The sequence below is a fragment of the Oceanobacillus sp. NCCP-135 genome, assembly GCF_059698015.1.
The window spans coordinates 63,134-82,136 of sequence record NZ_BAAKSZ010000013.1 but is presented as its reverse complement, the minus strand read 5'-3'; the positions used below and the strand labels follow the sequence as shown (position 1 = coordinate 82,136).

The 19,003-nt window shown below is 37.1% G+C and carries 16 protein-coding genes; 14 read left to right on the top strand and 2 right to left on the bottom strand.

The annotated features are described in order from the left end of the window. The first annotated feature begins 11 nt into the window (after positions 1–11). The 5 genes from AC6HVZ_RS10945 (at position 12) to AC6HVZ_RS10925 (ending at position 5,114) form a co-directional block, all read left to right on the top strand. On the top strand, positions 12–917 hold the full coding sequence (locus AC6HVZ_RS10945) for an ROK family protein (RefSeq protein ID WP_497558200.1): 906 nt from the start codon (positions 12–14) through the stop codon (positions 915–917). Between the two features lie 140 nt (positions 918–1,057). Then, positions 1,058–1,696, top strand: coding sequence for a GDSL-type esterase/lipase family protein (locus tag AC6HVZ_RS10940; protein ID WP_497558199.1), 639 nt, complete (start codon positions 1,058–1,060; stop codon positions 1,694–1,696). Positions 1,697–1,999: 303 nt separating this feature from the next. After that, complete coding sequence (locus AC6HVZ_RS10935) at positions 2,000–2,833, top strand: transposase (RefSeq protein WP_497558198.1); 834 nt, start codon at positions 2,000–2,002, stop codon at positions 2,831–2,833. 534 nt (positions 2,834–3,367) lie between these two features. Next, positions 3,368–4,012, top strand: a complete 645-nt coding sequence (locus AC6HVZ_RS10930; RefSeq protein ID WP_497558197.1) for a DUF1186 domain-containing protein — start codon at positions 3,368–3,370, stop codon at positions 4,010–4,012. Between the two features lie 88 nt (positions 4,013–4,100). Further along, complete coding sequence (locus AC6HVZ_RS10925) at positions 4,101–5,114, top strand: hypothetical protein (protein WP_497558196.1); 1,014 nt, start codon at positions 4,101–4,103, stop codon at positions 5,112–5,114. 355 nt (positions 5,115–5,469) lie between these two features. Here AC6HVZ_RS10925 and AC6HVZ_RS10920 read toward each other — a convergent pair whose 3' ends face one another. Further along, positions 5,470–6,597: a M20 peptidase aminoacylase family protein gene (locus AC6HVZ_RS10920; protein ID WP_497558195.1), complete on the bottom strand. Its 1,128-nt coding sequence runs from the start codon at positions 6,595–6,597 to the stop codon at positions 5,470–5,472. A 1-nt stretch (position 6,598) separates the two neighbouring features. Beyond that, the gene (locus tag AC6HVZ_RS10915; protein ID WP_497558194.1) at positions 6,599–7,426 is read right to left on the bottom strand and encodes a MurR/RpiR family transcriptional regulator; all 828 of its coding nucleotides are present in this window, start codon (positions 7,424–7,426) and stop codon (positions 6,599–6,601) included. A gap of 117 nt (positions 7,427–7,543) precedes the next feature. On the opposite strand from AC6HVZ_RS10915, the gene AC6HVZ_RS10910 reads away from it, so the two are divergent. The 9 genes from AC6HVZ_RS10910 to AC6HVZ_RS10870 all read left to right on the top strand — a co-directional run bounded on the left by AC6HVZ_RS10910 (position 7,544) and on the right by AC6HVZ_RS10870 (position 18,934). After that, positions 7,544–8,962, top strand: coding sequence for a YfcC family protein (locus AC6HVZ_RS10910; RefSeq protein WP_497558193.1), 1,419 nt, complete (start codon positions 7,544–7,546; stop codon positions 8,960–8,962). A gap of 22 nt (positions 8,963–8,984) precedes the next feature. Further along, complete coding sequence (gene menC / locus AC6HVZ_RS10905; RefSeq protein ID WP_497558192.1) at positions 8,985–10,091, top strand: o-succinylbenzoate synthase; 1,107 nt, start codon at positions 8,985–8,987, stop codon at positions 10,089–10,091. A 483-nt stretch (positions 10,092–10,574) separates the two neighbouring features. After that, positions 10,575–11,318 carry a hypothetical protein gene (locus AC6HVZ_RS10900; RefSeq protein WP_497558191.1) on the top strand — a complete coding sequence of 248 codons (744 nt, stop codon included), beginning with the start codon at positions 10,575–10,577 and terminating at the stop codon, positions 11,316–11,318. Between the two features lie 213 nt (positions 11,319–11,531). Next, on the top strand, positions 11,532–12,155 hold the full coding sequence (locus AC6HVZ_RS10895; RefSeq protein ID WP_497558190.1) for an HNH endonuclease: 624 nt from the start codon (positions 11,532–11,534) through the stop codon (positions 12,153–12,155). Between the two features lie 278 nt (positions 12,156–12,433). Continuing rightward, positions 12,434–13,294, top strand: a complete 861-nt coding sequence (licT, locus tag AC6HVZ_RS10890; protein ID WP_497558189.1) for a BglG family transcription antiterminator LicT — start codon at positions 12,434–12,436, stop codon at positions 13,292–13,294. 221 nt (positions 13,295–13,515) lie between these two features. Further along, a complete protein-coding gene (locus AC6HVZ_RS10885) occupies positions 13,516–15,486 on the top strand; it encodes a beta-glucoside-specific PTS transporter subunit IIABC (protein ID WP_497558188.1) in 1,971 nt (656 codons plus the stop codon). A gap of 36 nt (positions 15,487–15,522) precedes the next feature. Next, positions 15,523–16,959, top strand: a complete 1,437-nt coding sequence (locus AC6HVZ_RS10880; protein WP_497558187.1) for a 6-phospho-beta-glucosidase — start codon at positions 15,523–15,525, stop codon at positions 16,957–16,959. A 449-nt stretch (positions 16,960–17,408) separates the two neighbouring features. Beyond that, a complete protein-coding gene (locus tag AC6HVZ_RS10875) occupies positions 17,409–18,167 on the top strand; it encodes a class I SAM-dependent methyltransferase (protein WP_497558186.1) in 759 nt (252 codons plus the stop codon). A 434-nt stretch (positions 18,168–18,601) separates the two neighbouring features. Next, positions 18,602–18,934 (top strand): hypothetical protein, encoded by a 333-nt coding sequence (locus AC6HVZ_RS10870; protein ID WP_497558185.1) that lies wholly within the window; start codon positions 18,602–18,604, stop codon positions 18,932–18,934. The last annotated feature ends 69 nt before the right edge of the window (positions 18,935–19,003 follow it).

The following is a 19,003-nucleotide window of genomic DNA, read 5'->3' as shown; positions in this document are numbered from 1 at the left end:
GAGGAACAAAAATGATAGCGGGTGCTTTTGATATCGGTGGTACAAATATTAAATATGGTGTGATCAATGCACAAGGGGATATTCTCTTTAAATCGAAAGTTCCTACAAAAGCAAGTGAAGGCGGCATAGCCATTATCGCTCAATTAATAGAGCTTGCCAAAACACTGCAAAAGGAATACCAGCTTGACGGAATTGCCATTAGTACAGCTGGTCAAATTAATAAACAGGAGGGAAGTGTCATTCATGCCACTGATTCTCTCCCTGGTTATACTGGTTTGAATATAAAGAAAGAAGTGGAGATGGCGTTTCATTTACCGGTAGTGGTGGATAACGATGTCAACTGTGCAGCTATCGGTGAATATTGGTTAGGAGCGGCTCAGCATAATGATCAATTTCTTTGTATGACACTCGGAACCGGTATTGGAGGAGCGATTATTATAAATGGTCAAGTTTATAATGGAGCCGCTTATTCTGCTGGGGAATTTGGGCATATGACACTCTATCCTGGTGGAGAGGCTTGTCTTTGTGGGGATAAAGGATGCTATGAACAATATGCTTCGAGCAAAGCTTTGGAGCGACGTGCACATCATAAATTAAAACAAGAAATCTCATTACCAGAGTTATTTAACAACGCTCAAAATGGAGATGACGTGTCGGAATGGATCATAGATCAGTGGATTGATAACATCGCATTAGGAATTAAATCGCTTGTCCACATATTCAATCCTTCATTGATTGTGATTGGCGGTGGCGTCTCTGAACAGGGAGCCTATTTACTCGATAAGTTGCAAAAATGTGTCGATGGACGAATTATGCCTTCCTTTCAGCGATCCTTAGAGTTAAAGTTCGCACAGAATGGCAATGATGCTAACTTGCAGGGTGCTGTGTATCAGTTGAAGACTTTAATAGGAGAGTAAAGGATTGAATAAGTTTACATGCATTATTTTGATACTCATGTCAAAAATCACTGCTAACGATTGTTGGGGTGATTTTTGTTTTTTACATGAGAAAACGGTAAAAAAGGCAAATTAAATGATGTGTTGGAGGTCAAGAAATTATGAAAAAGCGTATTGTCTGTTTTGGTGATTCAAATACATGGGGCTTTCATGCGGAAAGTATGGGCAGATATTCTGAAGCGATTCGATGGCCATGCCTATTACAAAAAATGTTAGGAGATGATTATCAGGTTGTGGAAGAAGGCTTGCCTGGAAGAACGAGTGTTATGGACGATCCGTTAATAGAGGGGTTAAATGGTTTAGATTATGTTCATCCCTGTGTCAGAAGTCATGCACCATTACTGCTTGTAATCATTATGTTGGGCACAAATGATACAAAGGAAAGGTTTGGCATGACTGCATATAACATCGCCCAAGGAATAACGCGACTTGCTCAAAAAGTTAAAAGCACTGAAACTGGAAAAGATGGCAGCAATCCCAATGTATTAGTTGTCGCTCCACCTCATATAAACCCGAAATATATGCAAACAAATGTTAGTTTACCAATGGGGAGAGACTGTGATGTTAAATCAAAGGAACTACCCGGTCATTTAAAACAATTATTAGCAGGAACAGCTATTTATTTTTTAGATTCAAGTGAAACTGTATCAATGAATACTATTGATTATATGCACCTTGATGAGCAAGGTCATAAGCTTATGGCGAACATAATTTTTGAGAGAGTTAAAGAAGTTATATGAAGCACAGGTGTGAAGCACAGGGACGGTTCTTTTGATTCATTCTTTTTAAAGGAAGCGGATGAACTGTCCTTGAGCTTCAACCTGAAGAAATAAATATTCATATGTATCCAAACTGGACAGTGAAAAGTTCTAACAGGAAAAAGCAGGAAAAATAACCCTTTCTGGCGAAATATACTAATATCCTAACTGTCGGAAAGGAGATTAGATCGCTGAAAGGATTATAGTGAAAGTGTACCCTATTTTCATGCGATTGACCATACCTATGTTAAAATATATCAATTCTATTCTTTGTGAATTTCGTCCATGCTTTTCCCGGGAAAAACCTTCCACTGGTTTGTCATCATCATTACGGGTTTGATGTTACGTTCGGATCATTTAGGAGTGACTTCGATTATGCGTGATCTTGGTTTGCCCGCTCGTCGTTACGAAACACTGATTCATTTCTTTCGCTCCTCCGCATGGTCACTGGAATCCCTGCGGTTGACGTGGCTTAAAGTGGTCAAGCGAATCGCTCCCCTTTTTTACCTCAATGGGCGGGTGGTGCTTGTAGGGGATGGCATGAAACAGTCCAAGGAGGCTCGGCGTATGCCTGGTGTTAAGAAACTTCATCAGGAGTCAGAGAATTCCTCCAAAGCAACATATATTTTCGGTCATCTATTTGGTACCACCGGTATCCTAATGGGTACACCAAAGAAGTGGTTCTGTCTGCCCTTATTCATAAATCCTCAAGACGGTGTCAAAACCATTTTCAGCTGGATCAACCCAGCTGAACGGCAGGAATCCCATGTGGTACAAATGATCGATCAGGGCTTGAAAACCACGAAAGTGTTTGGGAAAGCCTTGCTACTTCTCGATCGCTACTTTCTATCCGTTCCTGCTTTAAAGCGCTTGAATCAATGGAACCAGTCAGAAGCCGCCCATACACATCTTGTGACCAAGGCCAAGTTGAATGCCGTAGCCTATGAACACCCTCCCGAGAAAAAGAAAGGACGGGGACGCCCGCGGAAAAAAGGGAAAACGATCAAACTGAAGCCCCTTTTTCAAAACCGCACAGATGAGTTTCAAACGGCAAAAGTGAAGATGTACGGTAAAGAGCAAACCGTCCAGTACTTATGCGTGGATTTACTATGGGGATAAGGTCTCTATCAGGAACTTCGTTTTGTGCTGGTGAAATTGGACGGACAGCCCTCCATTTTGGTGAGCACTGATTTGACGCTGGAACCCACCGACATCATTCGTTTGTATGGGTGCCGTTTCAAAATCGAATGTACCTTCCGGGAAATGAAGCAAGCCATTGGAGCATTCGGCTATCAATTCTGGTGAAAATGCATGCCGAAGCTGAACAGGTATCTAAAGAAGGGAGAGGCTCATCCGGTAGATCAAGTCACTGATCCGAAAGAACGGAGAAACATACAACAAACCATTAAAGCCATCGAGGGCTTTGTTATGTGCAGTTGCATCGCCATGGGCATGTTACAATTAATCGCCGTCCAGTTTTCAAATCGGAGTCGTCTGCACTTCTTTCGCTATCTGAGAACCCGTCTAAAGCAATCGTCTCGGAGGCTACAGTGATGGCTTATCTGCGCAAATTTATTTTTCGCATGTTTGCTCGTCAGCCGCATTTACCCATAACAAAAATAATTCAAAACAAGCAGGAAATTCCTGATTCTGATGACGATTGGCTGGCTTCTTATTGCTCGAAAACTTTTTACTGTCCTGGATACTGAAAAGCTAAAAGAATTAATAGAAGACCAAAATGCAAACGAATATGCGCGCACCGAGGGGTTAATAGCGCTCGTAACACTGGTATTACATGGAAAAATGGATAGAGAGCAAGTATTAGCATATTTTGAGGAATTGTTAAAAAAACAGTTGAAAACACCTGATTCCAGTAATTTTTTTATTTCGGAGATTATTATCTGCGCAAGACAGCTATACCCCGATCAAATGTACGATTTGATAGAAAAGATATTTGAGGCTGACCTTGTAGTTACTTGGACGATTGGTCTCGATAGTGTCAAACAAACATTAACAAGAGATAAAGAAGAGGTTTTAAATGAGAGCTTGTCGCTTGGTCATTATGATTTTATTGATGATACAATCAATAAAATGCAATATTGGGCAGCATTTTACAAAGAACGTGAAAGATCACTATCGAAAAGAAATTCCATTTTCGAGCAACGGTCTAATTCAAAACAGTTCAAAATTCCTTCAACCAACAAGCCGATAGTAAAAACGAATAAGACTGCCCGAAATGATTCGTGTCCATGTGGGAGTGGGAAAAAGTATAAAAAATGTTTTGGGCAGGGCATTTGACTTTAGGTTATAAGGTGATGAACAATACTTCGCTTTTGGATAAGGGGATTGTTCTAAAACTTTAATTCTAATGGGGAGTGTGATTTTTTTGAAAGTAAAAGATTTACGTTTACAGATTCAAACCTATTCACAGAAGGAATTACAGATGCTTGTAGTAGAAATGTACAAGGCAGTTCCAAAAAAAATAAAGGATGACAAGGAGCTTGATCAGCTGATCGAGGATCCGGAATTTTTAAAAAAGAAACGAAAATTGGCAAATGGCCAGGTTGAAACACCTGATATGAGTCTCCTATCCGACGACATTGAAACATTTATTGAGGATGCGAAGAATGACTATTATTTAGCACCCAATTCGGTGATATCCAAAAAAGAACGCACAAAATGGCGGTTTACTGCTAAACGATTTTACAAGGACTTGATTTCAGCCTATCAAAATCCTGAAAATCGTAAAGAAGCAGCTGAATGTATGGAAAGGTTATATAGGTTATTTTGCAAGGCAACAGGGTACTACATGTTCGTCAGTGATGAACCGTTTGTAGCACTTAATATTCCGCAAGAATCCTTTCTGGAACAAACATTGAGAATGAAGAAGGGAGTGGAGGAACCACAAACGTGGGTGAAGAGCAGCCTCAGTCTGATACTGGATAACCAAGATGAATCGGGTTATGATCTGACGGAATTAGTTGAAGTCTTTGTAAATTTATTACCAACACCTCCATTGACAGAAGTTGCGATAGAAGAAGCGAAGAAATTAAAATTAGCAATAGAACAGCAAAAATCGAAGACCAAAATGGGGAATTATCAATTTGAAGGAAAAGTCAATAGGATAGTTGAGGCTGTTTTTCAATTGTATACAGCTCTCCATGAGTGGGAGGTAGCCATCACCTATTGGAAAGAAAATTATTTAGAAACAAGGGAAGAAATACGTTTGTATAAGCTTCTTGATGTACTTAAAACATATAATTGTGTTGACGAATGGCGACGAGAATATAACCATGCCATTCAATCAGGAGTTAAGCCCAATGAGGAATTGCAAAAGACTTATAAATTTTTGCGGACAAATGATCACTTTCCGAGTTTTGATGATCTGTACCTTGAATGATTAGGGTAAGAAGTTGGATAAGACTGTCTCAATTAGACGTGAGAGTGGGATGAAATAAGGTTGATCCTTTCTATATTAAGGTTCTACCTTATTTTTAATCCACTGATACCGTACACTGCAACGAAACGACTATATACGTTACGAAAAACCTTGCCTTAAGTGTGGTGAGATAAAAAACGATCGTAAAAAGTGATATTCCAGTTAAACGAGAACTAATTCCAATTTAGCTTCTACTAACCTTGTTTTTCCGGTTCAATCAGTTGGTTTATTAGGAACCGGTATAATGTGTATATAAAGAAACAACCCTATTAATTTCCCCGTACTTTGTGAAAGATCCATTTTTCCTAAAACGGTTTTATTTTTTTATTCCATATACCTTTTTTATTGCTGCATATAATATATTTACGCCGTTCATTAATGCTTCCTTATCAAATGTCATGTTCGGGTGATGCAGTCCAGGCTGTAAATCACATCCAAGACCAAGCATAGTCGCTTTTAGTTCTGGTTTTTTAATGGTATAAAAGTGAAAATCATCTCCACCGGGGGTTACCAGTGGTTGATCTACATTTTCTTTGCCCAGTGTGTTTGCGATTGCATTTTCCATGACCGCTATTGCTTCATCATTTGTTTTGGCTGCTGCAATACCATCAATATTTGTTATATCAATATCGACATCATATAAATTTTTCATGGCTTCGAAAATACTGTTCACTTTGTTTTCCAGTTCTTCCATCAGCTCGTTATTTTGTGTGCGCATATCTAATGAGAAAGATGCGTTTCCGGGAATAATGTTTGTGTTTTTTCCACCGGCTTGGATGTTCGTCATCTTAACTGAATGTGGGACACGCGGGTCGAGATGGATTTTACCTAGCAGGTTAACAAGTTGTGCTGCAATTTCAATTGCATTGTTATTTAAATGCGGTCGTGCTCCGTGTGCATCATGGCCCTTAATTTCTGCGCTGTACATTTTTGTTGCACCATGGACTATGACTGGAGTGGCTCGACCCATTTCAGATTCTTGTTTGGGACGAAGGTGTACCCCAAATAGGTAATCGACATTATCGACTACATTTTTTTCGATCATTTTTAAAGCGCCGGAGCCTTTTTCCTCTGCTGGCTGGAAAATAAACTTCAATGCTACTTTATCTATCAATGAAGGGTTTTCTTTTACCATCCATAATAATCCTAAAACCATCGACATATGGGCATCATGTCCACAGGAGTGGTTTGGTTGGAACTTGCCGTTGACTTCCTGCCAAAGTGCGTCAATATCTGCACGAATGGCTACAACGGGAAGGTTCTTATTGAAATTTCCATACTCACCGATCACACCAGTGCAATCATCAAAGGTTGTCACAGTACAATCATTTTCCCGTAAAATTGTTTCGATATATTTCGTTGTTTCGGTTTCTTCCCAGCTAATTTCTGCATGATTATGAAGGTAATCAAATGTGTCTTTTACCTGTTGTTCTAGTTTAGCCATATTAATCTTCGCCATCCTTTATAAAATATTTGAATGTGGAGTGAATCTTGCCACGTTCTTCTACACGTTGAATGATTTCAAATAAAATGGAATTGATAACCGATAATGTAACAGGTCCTTTACTAATGATTCTGCTCTCGGTAATGGTAATTGGGATTACAACTTCAGCAAATTCCGCAACTGGTGCAACGCGAGAGTCCGTAATGGTTAATACTTTAATACCCTTTTCTTTCGCCTCTTCTGCAAGTCTAATGGTATCCAGGGCGTATCGGTAGAATGAAAACACAATAACACATGCGTTTTCTGGTAATAAATCCAGTAATCCAGCATCTGTTTCTGGTCGATAAAGAGATGCATTTCCTATTATGTAATTTAAATTGAAATTAAACCAGTGAGCGAATGCAAAGGAATTGTAGTATCCTGCAATAACCACTTTTTCACTACTAATAATGGTCTCAACTAAGTCCTCAATTTGTTTGACTTCCAATTTATCGACATTGCTTCTCAGGTTAGCCATATCTTTCAGGATACTTTCCGCAAAGTGGTTGGTGGCATTGCTTGATTCCGATGTTTCTTCAAGTGAAGCATTATTTAAGTCTAATAGGTGCTTTCTTACTTCTTTTTGTAATGTAGTATATCCGGTGTACCCAATTGAATTGCAAAATCGGATAACCATTGTTTCACTTACCCCAATCGTGTCTCCTACTTTTTTGGCAGAATGTATAGCAAATATCATAGGGTCAGAGAGTAAGGAATCGGCAACTTTTTTCAGCCCTTTTGTCAAAGTGGGAAAATAGGATTCCGTTTTTTTTACATAATCGGGTTTCATAAGTATCACCTTTTTAAAGTATTTACAATATTTTATCTTGCAATAAATTATATACTTTATTATAATCATATGCAAGTTGAAAATCTTTCGACAATTATTTGAAATAGGAGGAGTTATATGAATGACAAGCAGAAGCCAATAGAAAGAAAGAAGAAGAAGTTAGTTTTACCAGATGCTTATGTAATATTGTTTGCTATCTTGTTGTTGGCTGCAATTGCTACATATGTTATTCCGGCAGGCAGCTTTGAGCGAGAAACAGTGGATGAGATAACAACAGTAGTTCCTGATAGTTATGAAAGTACCGAACAACATCCGACATCAGTTATTGGAGTTTTCACTTCGATCCAGCAAGGTCTAATTGAATCTGCTTCTCTTATTTTCTTAGTATTAATAATTGGAGGAGCATTTGCAGTAATTGAGTACACAGGGGCAATTGATGCTCTGATTATGAAAACAATTAACAAGACGAAGGACAAGGAATATTTACTTATTATTATTGTTTGTGCATTATTTTCCATTTTTGGGGCTTTGGGGATTATCGTAAATGCGGTTATTGCCTTTATACCAATTGGTATCATTCTCGCCCGTTCCATGAAGCTTGATGCAGTAGTTGGCGTTTCGATTATTTACCTTGGAGCCTATGCAGGTTTTAATACGGCATTCTTGGATCCACTAACTACTGGAATGGCACAACAGATTGCCCAGGTACCACTTTTCTCAGGTATTAGCTATCGAATTCTTATTTATCTTACCGTATTGGCAGCCACAATTAGTTATATTTGGTGGTATGCGAATAAAGTGAAAAAAAATCCTGGAAAAAGTGTATTAGGTGACAATCGTTTTCCGAAGTATGATGAAAAGAGTATGGATAAAGTACCAACGGAATTAAATGGTATTCATAAATTTGTTTTACTATGGCTTGCAGTTGGGATTGGGATTTATATCTTCGGTGTATTCCAATTTGGTTGGTCATTAAACCAAATGGCGGCAATGTTTATAATCATTGCAATTGGGACAGCATTGATTGCTAAAATTAGTCCAAATGAGTTGGTGGAACAGTTTTTTAATGGATGTAAAGGTCTTGTTTATGGTGCAATGATTATCGGTATGGCTAGATCTATCGTAGTTGTATTAGAAAATGGACAAATCCTTGACACGGTAGTTCAAGGCATGGCAAATGTCATGTCACCATTCACAAGTGTTATGGGAGCCATTGTTATGTTTATAGCAAATGGACTTTTTAACATTATCGTTTCATCTGGAAGTGGACAGGCTGCGATTGTCATGCCAATTATGACACCACTAGCAGATATTATGGAAATACCACGCCAGGTTGCTGTTCAGGCATATAAAATGGGGGACGGGTTCTCCAATGTCATCACACCCATTTCAGGAATTTTAATGGCAAACCTAGCAATTGCGGGTATTTCATGGGTTAAATGGATTAAGTTTGTATTTCCATTAGTGTTGATTTGGTCTGCCATAGGTATTGTTTATTTAACGATTGCAGTGATGATGAACTGGGGTCCAATTTAAAAAAAGGAGCTGTTTAAAAGATATGAAAGTAAGTGAGATTGTTTTGTACAAAATACAAATGCGTATGAAGAATCCTTTCACAACAAGTTTTGGCACTGAACAGGATCGAGAATTTTTATTAGTGGAAGTAAAGAATGAAGAAGGGCTGTCTGGTTGGGGAGAAGGTGTAACGACTGAGCGACCGCTTTACAGTGAAGAATTTACTCAACAAAGTTGGTACATGCTGGAGAAATTTCTTATTCCTTTAGTTATCAATAAGGAGCTTGGGCATCCGGATGAGCTTCAAGATTTCTTTAACGTGTATAAGCGGAATAACATGGCTAAATCAGCATTAGAAGGCGCTGTTTGGGATCTATATGCCAAGTCAAAAGGGGAGTCACTTTCTAATGTATTAGGTGGTAGTAAATCGTCGGTTGAGGTAGGTATAAGCCTAGGAATTGAAGATAATACAGAAGACTTGCTGCAGGCTATTCAGAAAAAAACAGAGGAAGGCTACAAGCGAATTAAGATTAAAATTAAACCGGGAAAAGATTTGGAAGTTCTGCGTAAAGTACGCAAGCATTATCCAGATATTCCATTAATGGTCGATGCCAATTCTGCCTATACGCTGGAAGATATGGAAACATTAAAGGCGATGGATGAATTTAATCTGATGATGATTGAACAACCATTAACAGCTGGGGACCTGATTGATCATGCAAAATTACAAAAACAAATTGAAACACCTGTTTGTTTGGATGAAAGCATTCATTCCTATGAAGATGCACGCCAAGCAATTGAACTTGGCAGTGGGAAAATTATAAATATGAAGGTCGGGCGTGTTGGTGGTTTAACTCAAGCGAAGAAAATCCATGATTTATGTGAAGAAGCAAGCATCCCGTTATGGTGTGGTGGTATGCTTGAATCAGGGGTTGGACGAGCACATAACATCGCCATCGCATCTCTGGCAAATTTCACACTTCCAGGAGACACAGCATCCTCCTCCAGGTATTGGGAGAAAGATATAATTAAGCCAGAAGTAATAGCCGAAAATGGTCTGCTTACTGTAAACAATAAACCCGGAATTGGTTATGAAATAGACATAAAAGAAGTTGAAAAGAACACAATTGAAAAGAAGGTTTTTCGTTGAGATGGCTCTATGTCGAGAAATCAGATAAATTTAAATATAGAATTTTATTAGCTATTTAATGAAGACCACCACACTTGAATTTGTTTGTGTCCATGGTAGTACTCTTGTGATGGATGAGAAAAATCCAGCCTTTAGGGCACCATCTGCACAGTTAGCGTACCATGGACAATCACTTCTAAGTTTACGCTGTTGTTTCAGAACGAAAATTGATTTTCCCTTTCCTTCTAATTGCCAAATCATGTACATTGTATTTTTTATTCTGATGCAACAAATTTCTCAAAATGGCATAAAAGGTGAACTTATTGTTTCAATTTATCCGTTTGGGATGTTGGGACTGTTCTATCATCACTGAACAAGACAGTTTTGCATTGGTCATTTCTTTTAAAATGAAAAAAAAGTTCAAAGCATAAAATATCGCAAGTAAAGAGGAATATAGAAATTTATGTCGAATTATATACAAAGACAAATGAAAGGGAGGATAAAATGAAAAAGATAAAGACAATGAATAAGGTAGTGAAGTTTGCACAGTCTGAATCCAAAGCGAAACATTTCCGGCATGATTATCCTATTTCTGATGAAGTAAGGTATGAATTGTTAAATGGGGTATATAATGATTTTACGAAATATGCCTTGGAACACTATTATGCAGCACACTACCCAGTAATGAAGGAATATGTAGATGATCATTTTCCGAGAGAAGAGAAGCGGCAAGCTCTGGAGAAGAATATATTTTGGTGGCAGATGTCTTATCATGCAAGTCAAGATAAGCAGATGAGCTGTGTAGCGGATTATATTGCTAGTAATAGTCAATTACTTAACAACAAACCTCTGATTACATCTTGGCTGAGGGAATGGGATAAAGCAGTTCCCAAATTTTATCATGTTGGTCATAAATATAATGATCGGGTTCTTATTGTTGTTGATATACTGACAGAAAAGACGCTGGATGTCATTGTGTATGATCCTGCAGCTATACCACCTAAAACAGGGGAAATTGTCGTAGGAACCTTAATACCAATAGGTGATGCACTATACTTTCCAATAATTGATTTTTATCATTTTGATTACAATGCAAGAAAAGATATTGCAGTACATTTACATTCCTACTTCGAAATGCATTTGAAAAACGCTACAATACAAGAAGCATTTATCCACGTGCTTTCCGTTGCATTACAAATAGAGCGGCATGTCTTCATGGAAAATCAGCGAACCACATCTTCAAAGTAAAATACCATACAACATATTATTTCCATCTAATTAAGAGATAGATATATGCGTGACCCTAAATAATCACGTTGAACCAGGAGGGCGGAGAGTGTCTTGGACAGGACGAAAGTGTGTAGAATTTGTGGGCAGAGCTTGTCTGTATTAGAGTTCTCGAAAAAGAGTAAGAAAAAATGGAGATCATATTGCAGGAAATGCAACATTATAAAAAATGCAATGTTAGAAGCAAAGATAACCGAAATCCCGGAGCTTGAAAAAGAGTCTGAAATCGAGGTGAGAGGAAAAAGGTCAAATGGCAAATCATTTAGCTACTTTGTACCCTATAAGAAGGCGCTTCAATTAGTTGAAGGTAAGGTAGCATATATTGTGCACCCCAGACTGATTCGAAAATACTTTGATAGAGAAACGTTTCGAAAATTGGTATTCAGGAGATACGGTGAAAGATGCATTTACTGCGGAGAAAATGCTGACACAATTGATCATGTTTTTCCAAAAAACCATGGGGGAATATCTTCCTTTTCGAATTGCGTTCCTGCTTGCTTTGCTTGCAATAAGGCAAAGGATAATATGGATATAGATGACTTTCTTTATTATTATGAGCCATCAACAGTTATTTCCGGTATGAAAAAGGTGGATTCCGTTAGATATGGATTGATGGAATTAACGGATAAGGTTGGAAATATCAGTACGTATCTTAATATATGCTTGAAAAAGATAGAAATGAAAAAAGAAATATTAAATGAGTTAAATGAATTGGAGGAACTGGAGGAAAAACTGATCCGGATAAATGAGACAATAGTGAATTTCAGGAAAAACCAGGGTCAAGAAGATTTAGTTTAGTAAGTGTTTTATAAGATATTTAGCGGGGATCAATTAAGTGCAAAATAAAGAAAGTATTTTGATCAAATGTTTATGTGTGAATTAGCTGTATCCCTATCCGTTGCATTTGAAACCGCAATCACTTATAATGAAATATAGTAAACTTAAAGGATTGTTACTGTTTGGCAGGCAAAACCTGGGTTAATTGAAGTTGTAGTGGGACTTTTTGTCTACAATTTTAGTTCACCTAGGTTTTTTATCAGTCAAAATACAAATTTGCCTTTCGGGTGTGGATATAAATGAAAATTACGAAGGTATTAAATAATAATGTGGTAATGACTAAAAATGAATTAGATCAGGAAATGGTTGTCATGGGCAGAGGTTTGGCATTTCAGAAAAAGGTTGGAGAAGTAATTGACGCTTCCAAAGTTGAAAAAACCTTTGTGCTGGAAAGTTCTAGTGTAGCTTTAAAGCTTGCTGAATTGATGAAAGATACACCCGGAAAATTTCTGGATCTTTCCTACAAAATTCTTGAATTAGCCAAAATGCATCTCACGTATAAATTGGATGATTATTTATATGTAGCATTAACTGACCACTTGAGTTTTGCGATTACAAGGCATAAAAGAGGGATTGATCTAAAGAATCCTTTGCTTTGGGAAATACGCAGATACTATAAACAGGAATTCCAAGTTGCTCTTAAAGCCCTTGACATTGTAGAAGCGGAAACAGGGGTAAGATTAGCCGAAGATGAAGCAGCATCCATTGCATTGCATTTAGTCAATAGCCAACTTTCTGGTGAAAATATGACTGCAGCAGTTAAAGTTACTGAAATGGTAAACAATATCCTAACTATTGTAAAATACTATTTCAAAATCGAATTAGATGAGCAATCGATTAATTATGAACGGTTTTTAACACATCTCCGTTTTTTTGCCACCCGTCTTATTCGAAAAGAAAGATCGGGTAATACGTACGATGATTTTCTATATAAACAGGTGAAAGAAAAGTATATGGAAGCATTTCAATGCACCCAAAGAATTGCCATCTATATTGAAAAGAATTATGATTGGGAAATTTCCAATGATGAAAAGGTCTATTTAACCGTTCATATCCACCGGGTAACTTATCGCCAACAAGATACAACTATACGTGATTAATTTGTGAAAACGTTTTAAAGTTTATTGACTTAGTAGAAAAGTAGTGGTAAATTGTAATTGTTAATTAATTAACGACAAAATTATATATTTAAATGAAGGAATGTTACCTATTTTGGGCATAACCTGAATCGATTTGAAAGACACATAAGACTATGTGCTATTCAAATTGGTTCAGGTTTTTTATTTGCAATTATTCATAAGTAGAGAGAAGGTGTTCGATTATGAAGTATGAAAAATTGGCAAAAGACATTATTGATTTAGTCGGGGGTACGGAGAACGTAAATAGCGTAACTCACTGCGTTACGAGACTTCGTTTCAGATTAAAGGATCATGGGGAAGTGGATAAGAAAGCTTTAGAAGAACAAGATGGTGTAGTCACCGTTCGAGAAAGTTCAGGGCAATTCCAAGTAGTTATCGGCAACCATGTTCCTGAGGTTTATAAAGCAGTAGTTGCTGAAGGCGGGTTTGAAAATGACAAACAGGAAGATAACAATAATGGGAAAGGTGAAGAGAAAAAGGGACTAATCTCTAGTTTCATAGATATTATCTCGAATATCTTCTTGCCAGTTCTTCCGTTGCTTATGGCCACAGGTATTATAAAAGGGTTCAATTCAATGTTTGTCGCTCTAGGTTGGTTAGAAAATACTAGTGGTACTTATCAAATACTGAATGTCATTGGAGATGGATTCTTTACATTTTTACCTATTTTCTTAGGTTATACAGCGATGAAAAAGTTTGGGGGTACACCATTTCTTGGTATGGCAATTGCTGCTGCACTTGTTCATCCAAATCTCGCAGCAATTGGAGAAAGCGAACCATATATGACATTATTCGGTGGCACCGTATTAGAATCACCAGTACAAGTGTCATTCTTAAGCGTTCCAATTATCTTAATGAGTTATACGGCTTCGGTGGTACCGATAATTCTATCCACTTACTTCGCAGCTAAAGTTGAACATAGGTTTGCATCGATTATTCCACAAGTGGTTAAGTCATTTATCGTACCATTCTTAACATTGCTCATCATTGTGCCATTAACATTTATCATCATTGGCCCAATCGCAACATGGTTAGCACAGTCCATAGGATTCGCAATTCAAACAGGCTATGAATTCGCCCCACTCTTTGCAGGTATAATTGTTGGTGGATTTTGGCAAGTATTAGTCATTTTTGGTATTCATTGGGGAATCATTCCGATTTACTACAATAACTTAGCAGTTCAAGGATTTGATATGCTAATTGCTATGACATTTGCTGCATCTTTTGCACAAATTGGCGCAGTGCTTGCTGTTTGGATAAGAACCAAGAATAAAAAGCTAAAAACACTTAGTCTTCCTGCCTTTGTATCAGGATTCTTTGGTGTTACAGAGCCTGCAATTTATGGTATTTCACTACCACTAAAGACACCATTTATTATGAGTTGTATCGGATCTGCTGTAGGTGGTTCAATTATTGCAATGACAGGAGCAGCACTTTATAGTGCAGGACCTTTGGGTGTATTTAAAATCCCAACATTTATTCATCCAGAAATTGGAATTGACGGCGGGTTTTGGGGCATGATGGTTGCAATCGTCATTGCATTTGCCGTTGCTTTCGTATTAACATACTTCTTCGGTCGCATAAATCAAAAAGAAAATACTGAAGCGGTAGTCGGTGATAAGAAAATGCAAGAAGAAGTTTATGACGAAGAATTAGTTGAAAATGATTTGGATCGCACCATTGCAGAGATAACTGTACAGGGTGAAAATATTTTAAGCCCTATAAACGGTGCCATTGTTCCATTATCAGCCGTTCAAGATGAGGTTTTTTCTTCGGAAGCAATGGGTAAAGGTGTTGCGATTCATCCAAATGAAGGTCGAATGTACGCACCTGCAAATGGTGTAGTTACAACGCTCTTTAAAACAAAACACGCAATAGGTATTACAACAGGTAACGGTGCGGAAATACTAATTCATATTGGTATGGATACAGTTCAATTAGACGGTAAATTCTTCAAAGCACATATCGGACAAGGTGAAAAAGTTAAAGCAGGGGATCTGCTTGTTGAATTTGATATCAATAAAATTGAAGAAGCAGGGTATTCCGTCACAACCCCAATCATCGTTACTAATACGAATTCGTACGATGAACTTGAAATCGTATTAAGTGAGACAATAACTAAAGAAGATGTATTAATTATTACTAAAGTTTAAAGTAAATTTACTAAACAAATACAAGGAGGAATTTTCATGTCTAAGAATAAAAAGTTTCCAGATGGCTTTTTATGGGGTGGAGCAATTGCTGCCAACCAAGTAGAAGGAGCTTATCTTAAAGATGGAAAAGGATTAACAAACGTTGACTTACTCCCTACTGGATCTAAAAGAAGAAAAATAATGGAAGGGTATATCGAGAGTTTAAAACCTAACTCAGAAGACTTCTACCCTAGTCATGAAGCGATTGACTTTTATCATAACTATAAAGAGGATATAGCATTATTCGCAGAGATGGGCTTTAAATCATTTAGACTCTCTATCTCATGGGCAAGAGTTTTCCCAAATGGAGATGATGCGAATCCTAATGAAACCGGTCTTCAATTTTATGATGACTTGTTTGATGAGTTAAATAAACACAATATTGAACCGGTTGTAACAATCGCACATTTCGATGTGCCTGTATCACTTATCGAACGATTTGATAGCTGGAAAAGTCGAAAGCTTGTTGATTTATTTGAAAAGTACTCTGTCACAATCTTTGAGAGGTATAAGGATAAAGTGAAATATTGGATGACATTCAATGAAATAAACATGATATTACATCTTCCATTTATGGGTGCGGGCATTGTACTTAAAGAAGGAGAAAATCGTGATCAAGTGCTTTATCAGGCTGCGCACCATCAGCTTGTTGCAAGTGCCAAAGCTGTTAGAGCTTGTCATGAAATAATTCCTGATGCAAAAATTGGCTGTATGCTTGCAGCAGGAGAGACTTATCCGTATACAAGTAATCCGGATGATATTTTCAAAGCAATGGAAAAAGACCGTGAATCATTCTTCTTCATTGATATACAATCCAGAGGTGAATATCCAGGCTATGCGAAACGCTTCTTCAAGGATAACAACCTGACAATAGAGATGGAAGAAGAAGATGCGGCATTATTGAAAAATCACACAGTTGACTATATCGGATTCAGCTATTATTCCAGCAGAACAACGAGTACAGATCCAGAGATTTTAAAGGATAAAACTAGTGGGAACATATTTGGATCGGTTACAAACCCGTACCTAGAAACATCTGAATGGGGCTGGACAATTGATCCAAAAGGCTTCCGTATTACAGCTAACCAGCTCTATGACCGCTATCAAAAACCATTATTTGTTGTGGAAAACGGTCTTGGTGCGATTGATGAAATTAGCAATGACGGTACGATCAATGATGACTATCGAATTGATTATTTGAAAAGGCACATCGCACAAATGGGTGAAGCAATCGAGGATGGAGTGGACATCATCGGTTATACTAGCTGGGGGCCGATTGACATTGTCAGTGCGTCCACTGGCGAAATGAAAAAACGCTATGGCTATATTTATGTTGATCGAGATAATGAAGGAAACGGAACATTAAATCGTATGAAAAAGAAAAGCTTTGGTTGGTATAAAAATGTCATTTCGACAAATGGTGAAAAGCTGTAATAAGAAAGAGGAGATCCCGATAATTTGGTGTAGTATCAAATTACCGGGTTTTTCTATGCTTAAATACAGCATTGGACAAGGTAGTTCCCGTTTCTAAACATCAATCTGGCAGGGCAACATAATGGATCCGGAATGTTTCAAACGCATCATGAAGTGTTACCGATTTATTCTATGACCGATATTATGCAAGCTCATTAGCCGTTTTTTGATAAATAAAGTTGTTACATTTACAATTAAGATGTTAAAAAAATCCCTGTTTGAGCTTTGAAATTAAGTTTGATCATTTTAAAAATTCGATAACTAACAAAAATTTGCTATAATTATGGTAATAGCTGTATTGTAACATTACAATAAACGGCTATTTGGTGGAGGAGTTAAATCCCTTATTACGTAATTTATTGTAACGTTAAAGCTAGGCATAGTGGAGATAGAGAAAGGGGAAAAGGTATATGTTGGGTTATTATAATAAGCTTTCTTCAGAGGTATATGATATAGACAAATATATCGGTCTTTCATTTGGAGATGTTGAATTTTACAGCGAAAGATTGGCTTCGTGTGAAGGTAATGTTCTCGAACCTGGGGTTGGTACAGGTCGGATTCTTATTCCACTATTAGAAAAAGGATTGAAAGTTGATGGTTTTGATGTATCCGATGAAATGTTAAAAATTTGCCGTAATAACTGTGAAAGTAGAGGGCTACACCCGAAATTATTTGAAGGGAAAATGGAGTCATTTACTTTGGATATAGAATATGAGGCGATTATCGTACCAACTGGAACATTTTTGTTGATACATAAAAGAGAAGAATCTCTTCGTGCTCTGAAAAATTTCTATAATCACCTTTCAGATGGAGGCAAGCTTATTTTAGACATCTTTCTGCAAACTGATCTAACGGTTGATAATGTATCGATAAGAACTTGGGAATCTCAGAATGATGAGACTATCACTTTAGAAAGTAAAATAGTTGAGGTTGACTTTATCAGTCAATATACCATTTCCCATAATCGATATGAAAAATGGAATAATGGTCAATTAACACAGTCAGAGCTAGAAAGATTCCCACTTCGTTGGTATGGGGTTGAAGAGTTAAAAACGATCCTTGAACAGATTGGTTTTAAAGATATTATTATATCGGCAGATTACAAACACGGAGAATATCCCACAAATGCAACCCAGACAATCACATTTGAAGCAATTGCTAATAAATAATTATACTGCAAACGGGCGCCTTAAAGACCACATCTAATAAATGATCGAACTTTCCAATGTACATTATAATTAGTTGACTATTTTGATTACAAATTGCTTATTTCAGAACACGGTATGATAATTGAATATGCGAAAGGGTGAGAAATATGCATCGTTTTACAGCTATGGAAGAAGGAATTGGAGTTTCAAAATTAGAGCTAAAATGCGTTAAATTTTTACACCTTTTAATGTTTAGGAAAAGCATATTTTTAGCATCTCAAATAGAAAAAATTAGTGATGATCTAGAAAAAATTAAACATCGGAAAGTCTTCTAATAAGATTTCAATTGTATATTCCCACATTCGGGCGGATTTCTGGAACAATGAATCTGCTCCCAATATTGAAGAAGAGGGCCAGATAGTTGAACAAGAAATTTAAATAAATGAGGTGAGTTAATGAAAAAGTATTTAATCATTTCAATTCTTGTTTTACTAATCGTATTAGCACTTATTTTTATAGTTATAGAGTTAAATAAGGATGAAACATTTACAATTGTTCAAAAGGAAGCGGAAATTGGAGTTTTGATTGAAAGCAATAAGCTATTAAACCCAAGCTATAAACGAGCAACTATTGGTTTGAAGGATGTACATATAGTAAACGCATCAGGTAATGAAATAGATTTTAGTAAATTAGAAGTAGGAAATGAAATAAAAGCTGAGTTTAAAGCAATCGAGGGGCTTTCTGACCCTCCTGTGTTGAGTGCATGGAAAGTAGTTTTATTGGACTAACTTAGCGCAATTCTGGAATAGCATTAGCGCTAATCGGGACAATAAGGCAATTTAACTGTATATTATTTT

Excerpts from the sequence above, each read along its gene's own strand:
- AC6HVZ_RS10895 (WP_497558190.1), top strand. The coding sequence starts at position 11,532 with ATGTTAGAAGCAAAGATAACCGAAATCCCGGAGCTTGAAAAAGAGTCT.
- AC6HVZ_RS10940 (WP_497558199.1), top strand. The coding sequence starts at position 1,058 with ATGAAAAAGCGTATTGTCTGTTTTGGTGATTCAAATACATGGGGCTTT.
- AC6HVZ_RS10870 (WP_497558185.1), top strand. The coding sequence starts at position 18,602 with ATGAAAAAGTATTTAATCATTTCAATTCTTGTTTTACTAATCGTATTA.
- AC6HVZ_RS10930 (WP_497558197.1), top strand. The coding sequence starts at position 3,368 with ATGACGATTGGCTGGCTTCTTATTGCTCGAAAACTTTTTACTGTCCTG.
- AC6HVZ_RS10900 (WP_497558191.1), top strand. The coding sequence starts at position 10,575 with ATGAAAAAGATAAAGACAATGAATAAGGTAGTGAAGTTTGCACAGTCT.
- AC6HVZ_RS10910 (WP_497558193.1), top strand. The coding sequence starts at position 7,544 with ATGAATGACAAGCAGAAGCCAATAGAAAGAAAGAAGAAGAAGTTAGTT.
- AC6HVZ_RS10920 (WP_497558195.1), bottom strand. The coding sequence starts at position 6,597 with ATGGCTAAACTAGAACAACAGGTAAAAGACACATTTGATTACCTTCAT.
- AC6HVZ_RS10875 (WP_497558186.1), top strand. The coding sequence starts at position 17,409 with ATGTTGGGTTATTATAATAAGCTTTCTTCAGAGGTATATGATATAGAC.
- AC6HVZ_RS10885 (WP_497558188.1), top strand. The coding sequence starts at position 13,516 with ATGAAGTATGAAAAATTGGCAAAAGACATTATTGATTTAGTCGGGGGT.
- AC6HVZ_RS10935 (WP_497558198.1), top strand. The coding sequence starts at position 2,000 with ATGCTTTTCCCGGGAAAAACCTTCCACTGGTTTGTCATCATCATTACG.
- AC6HVZ_RS10945 (WP_497558200.1), top strand. The coding sequence starts at position 12 with ATGATAGCGGGTGCTTTTGATATCGGTGGTACAAATATTAAATATGGT.
- AC6HVZ_RS10915 (WP_497558194.1), bottom strand. The coding sequence starts at position 7,426 with ATGAAACCCGATTATGTAAAAAAAACGGAATCCTATTTTCCCACTTTG.
- licT (WP_497558189.1), top strand. The coding sequence starts at position 12,434 with ATGAAAATTACGAAGGTATTAAATAATAATGTGGTAATGACTAAAAAT.
- menC (WP_497558192.1), top strand. The coding sequence starts at position 8,985 with ATGAAAGTAAGTGAGATTGTTTTGTACAAAATACAAATGCGTATGAAG.
- AC6HVZ_RS10880 (WP_497558187.1), top strand. The coding sequence starts at position 15,523 with ATGTCTAAGAATAAAAAGTTTCCAGATGGCTTTTTATGGGGTGGAGCA.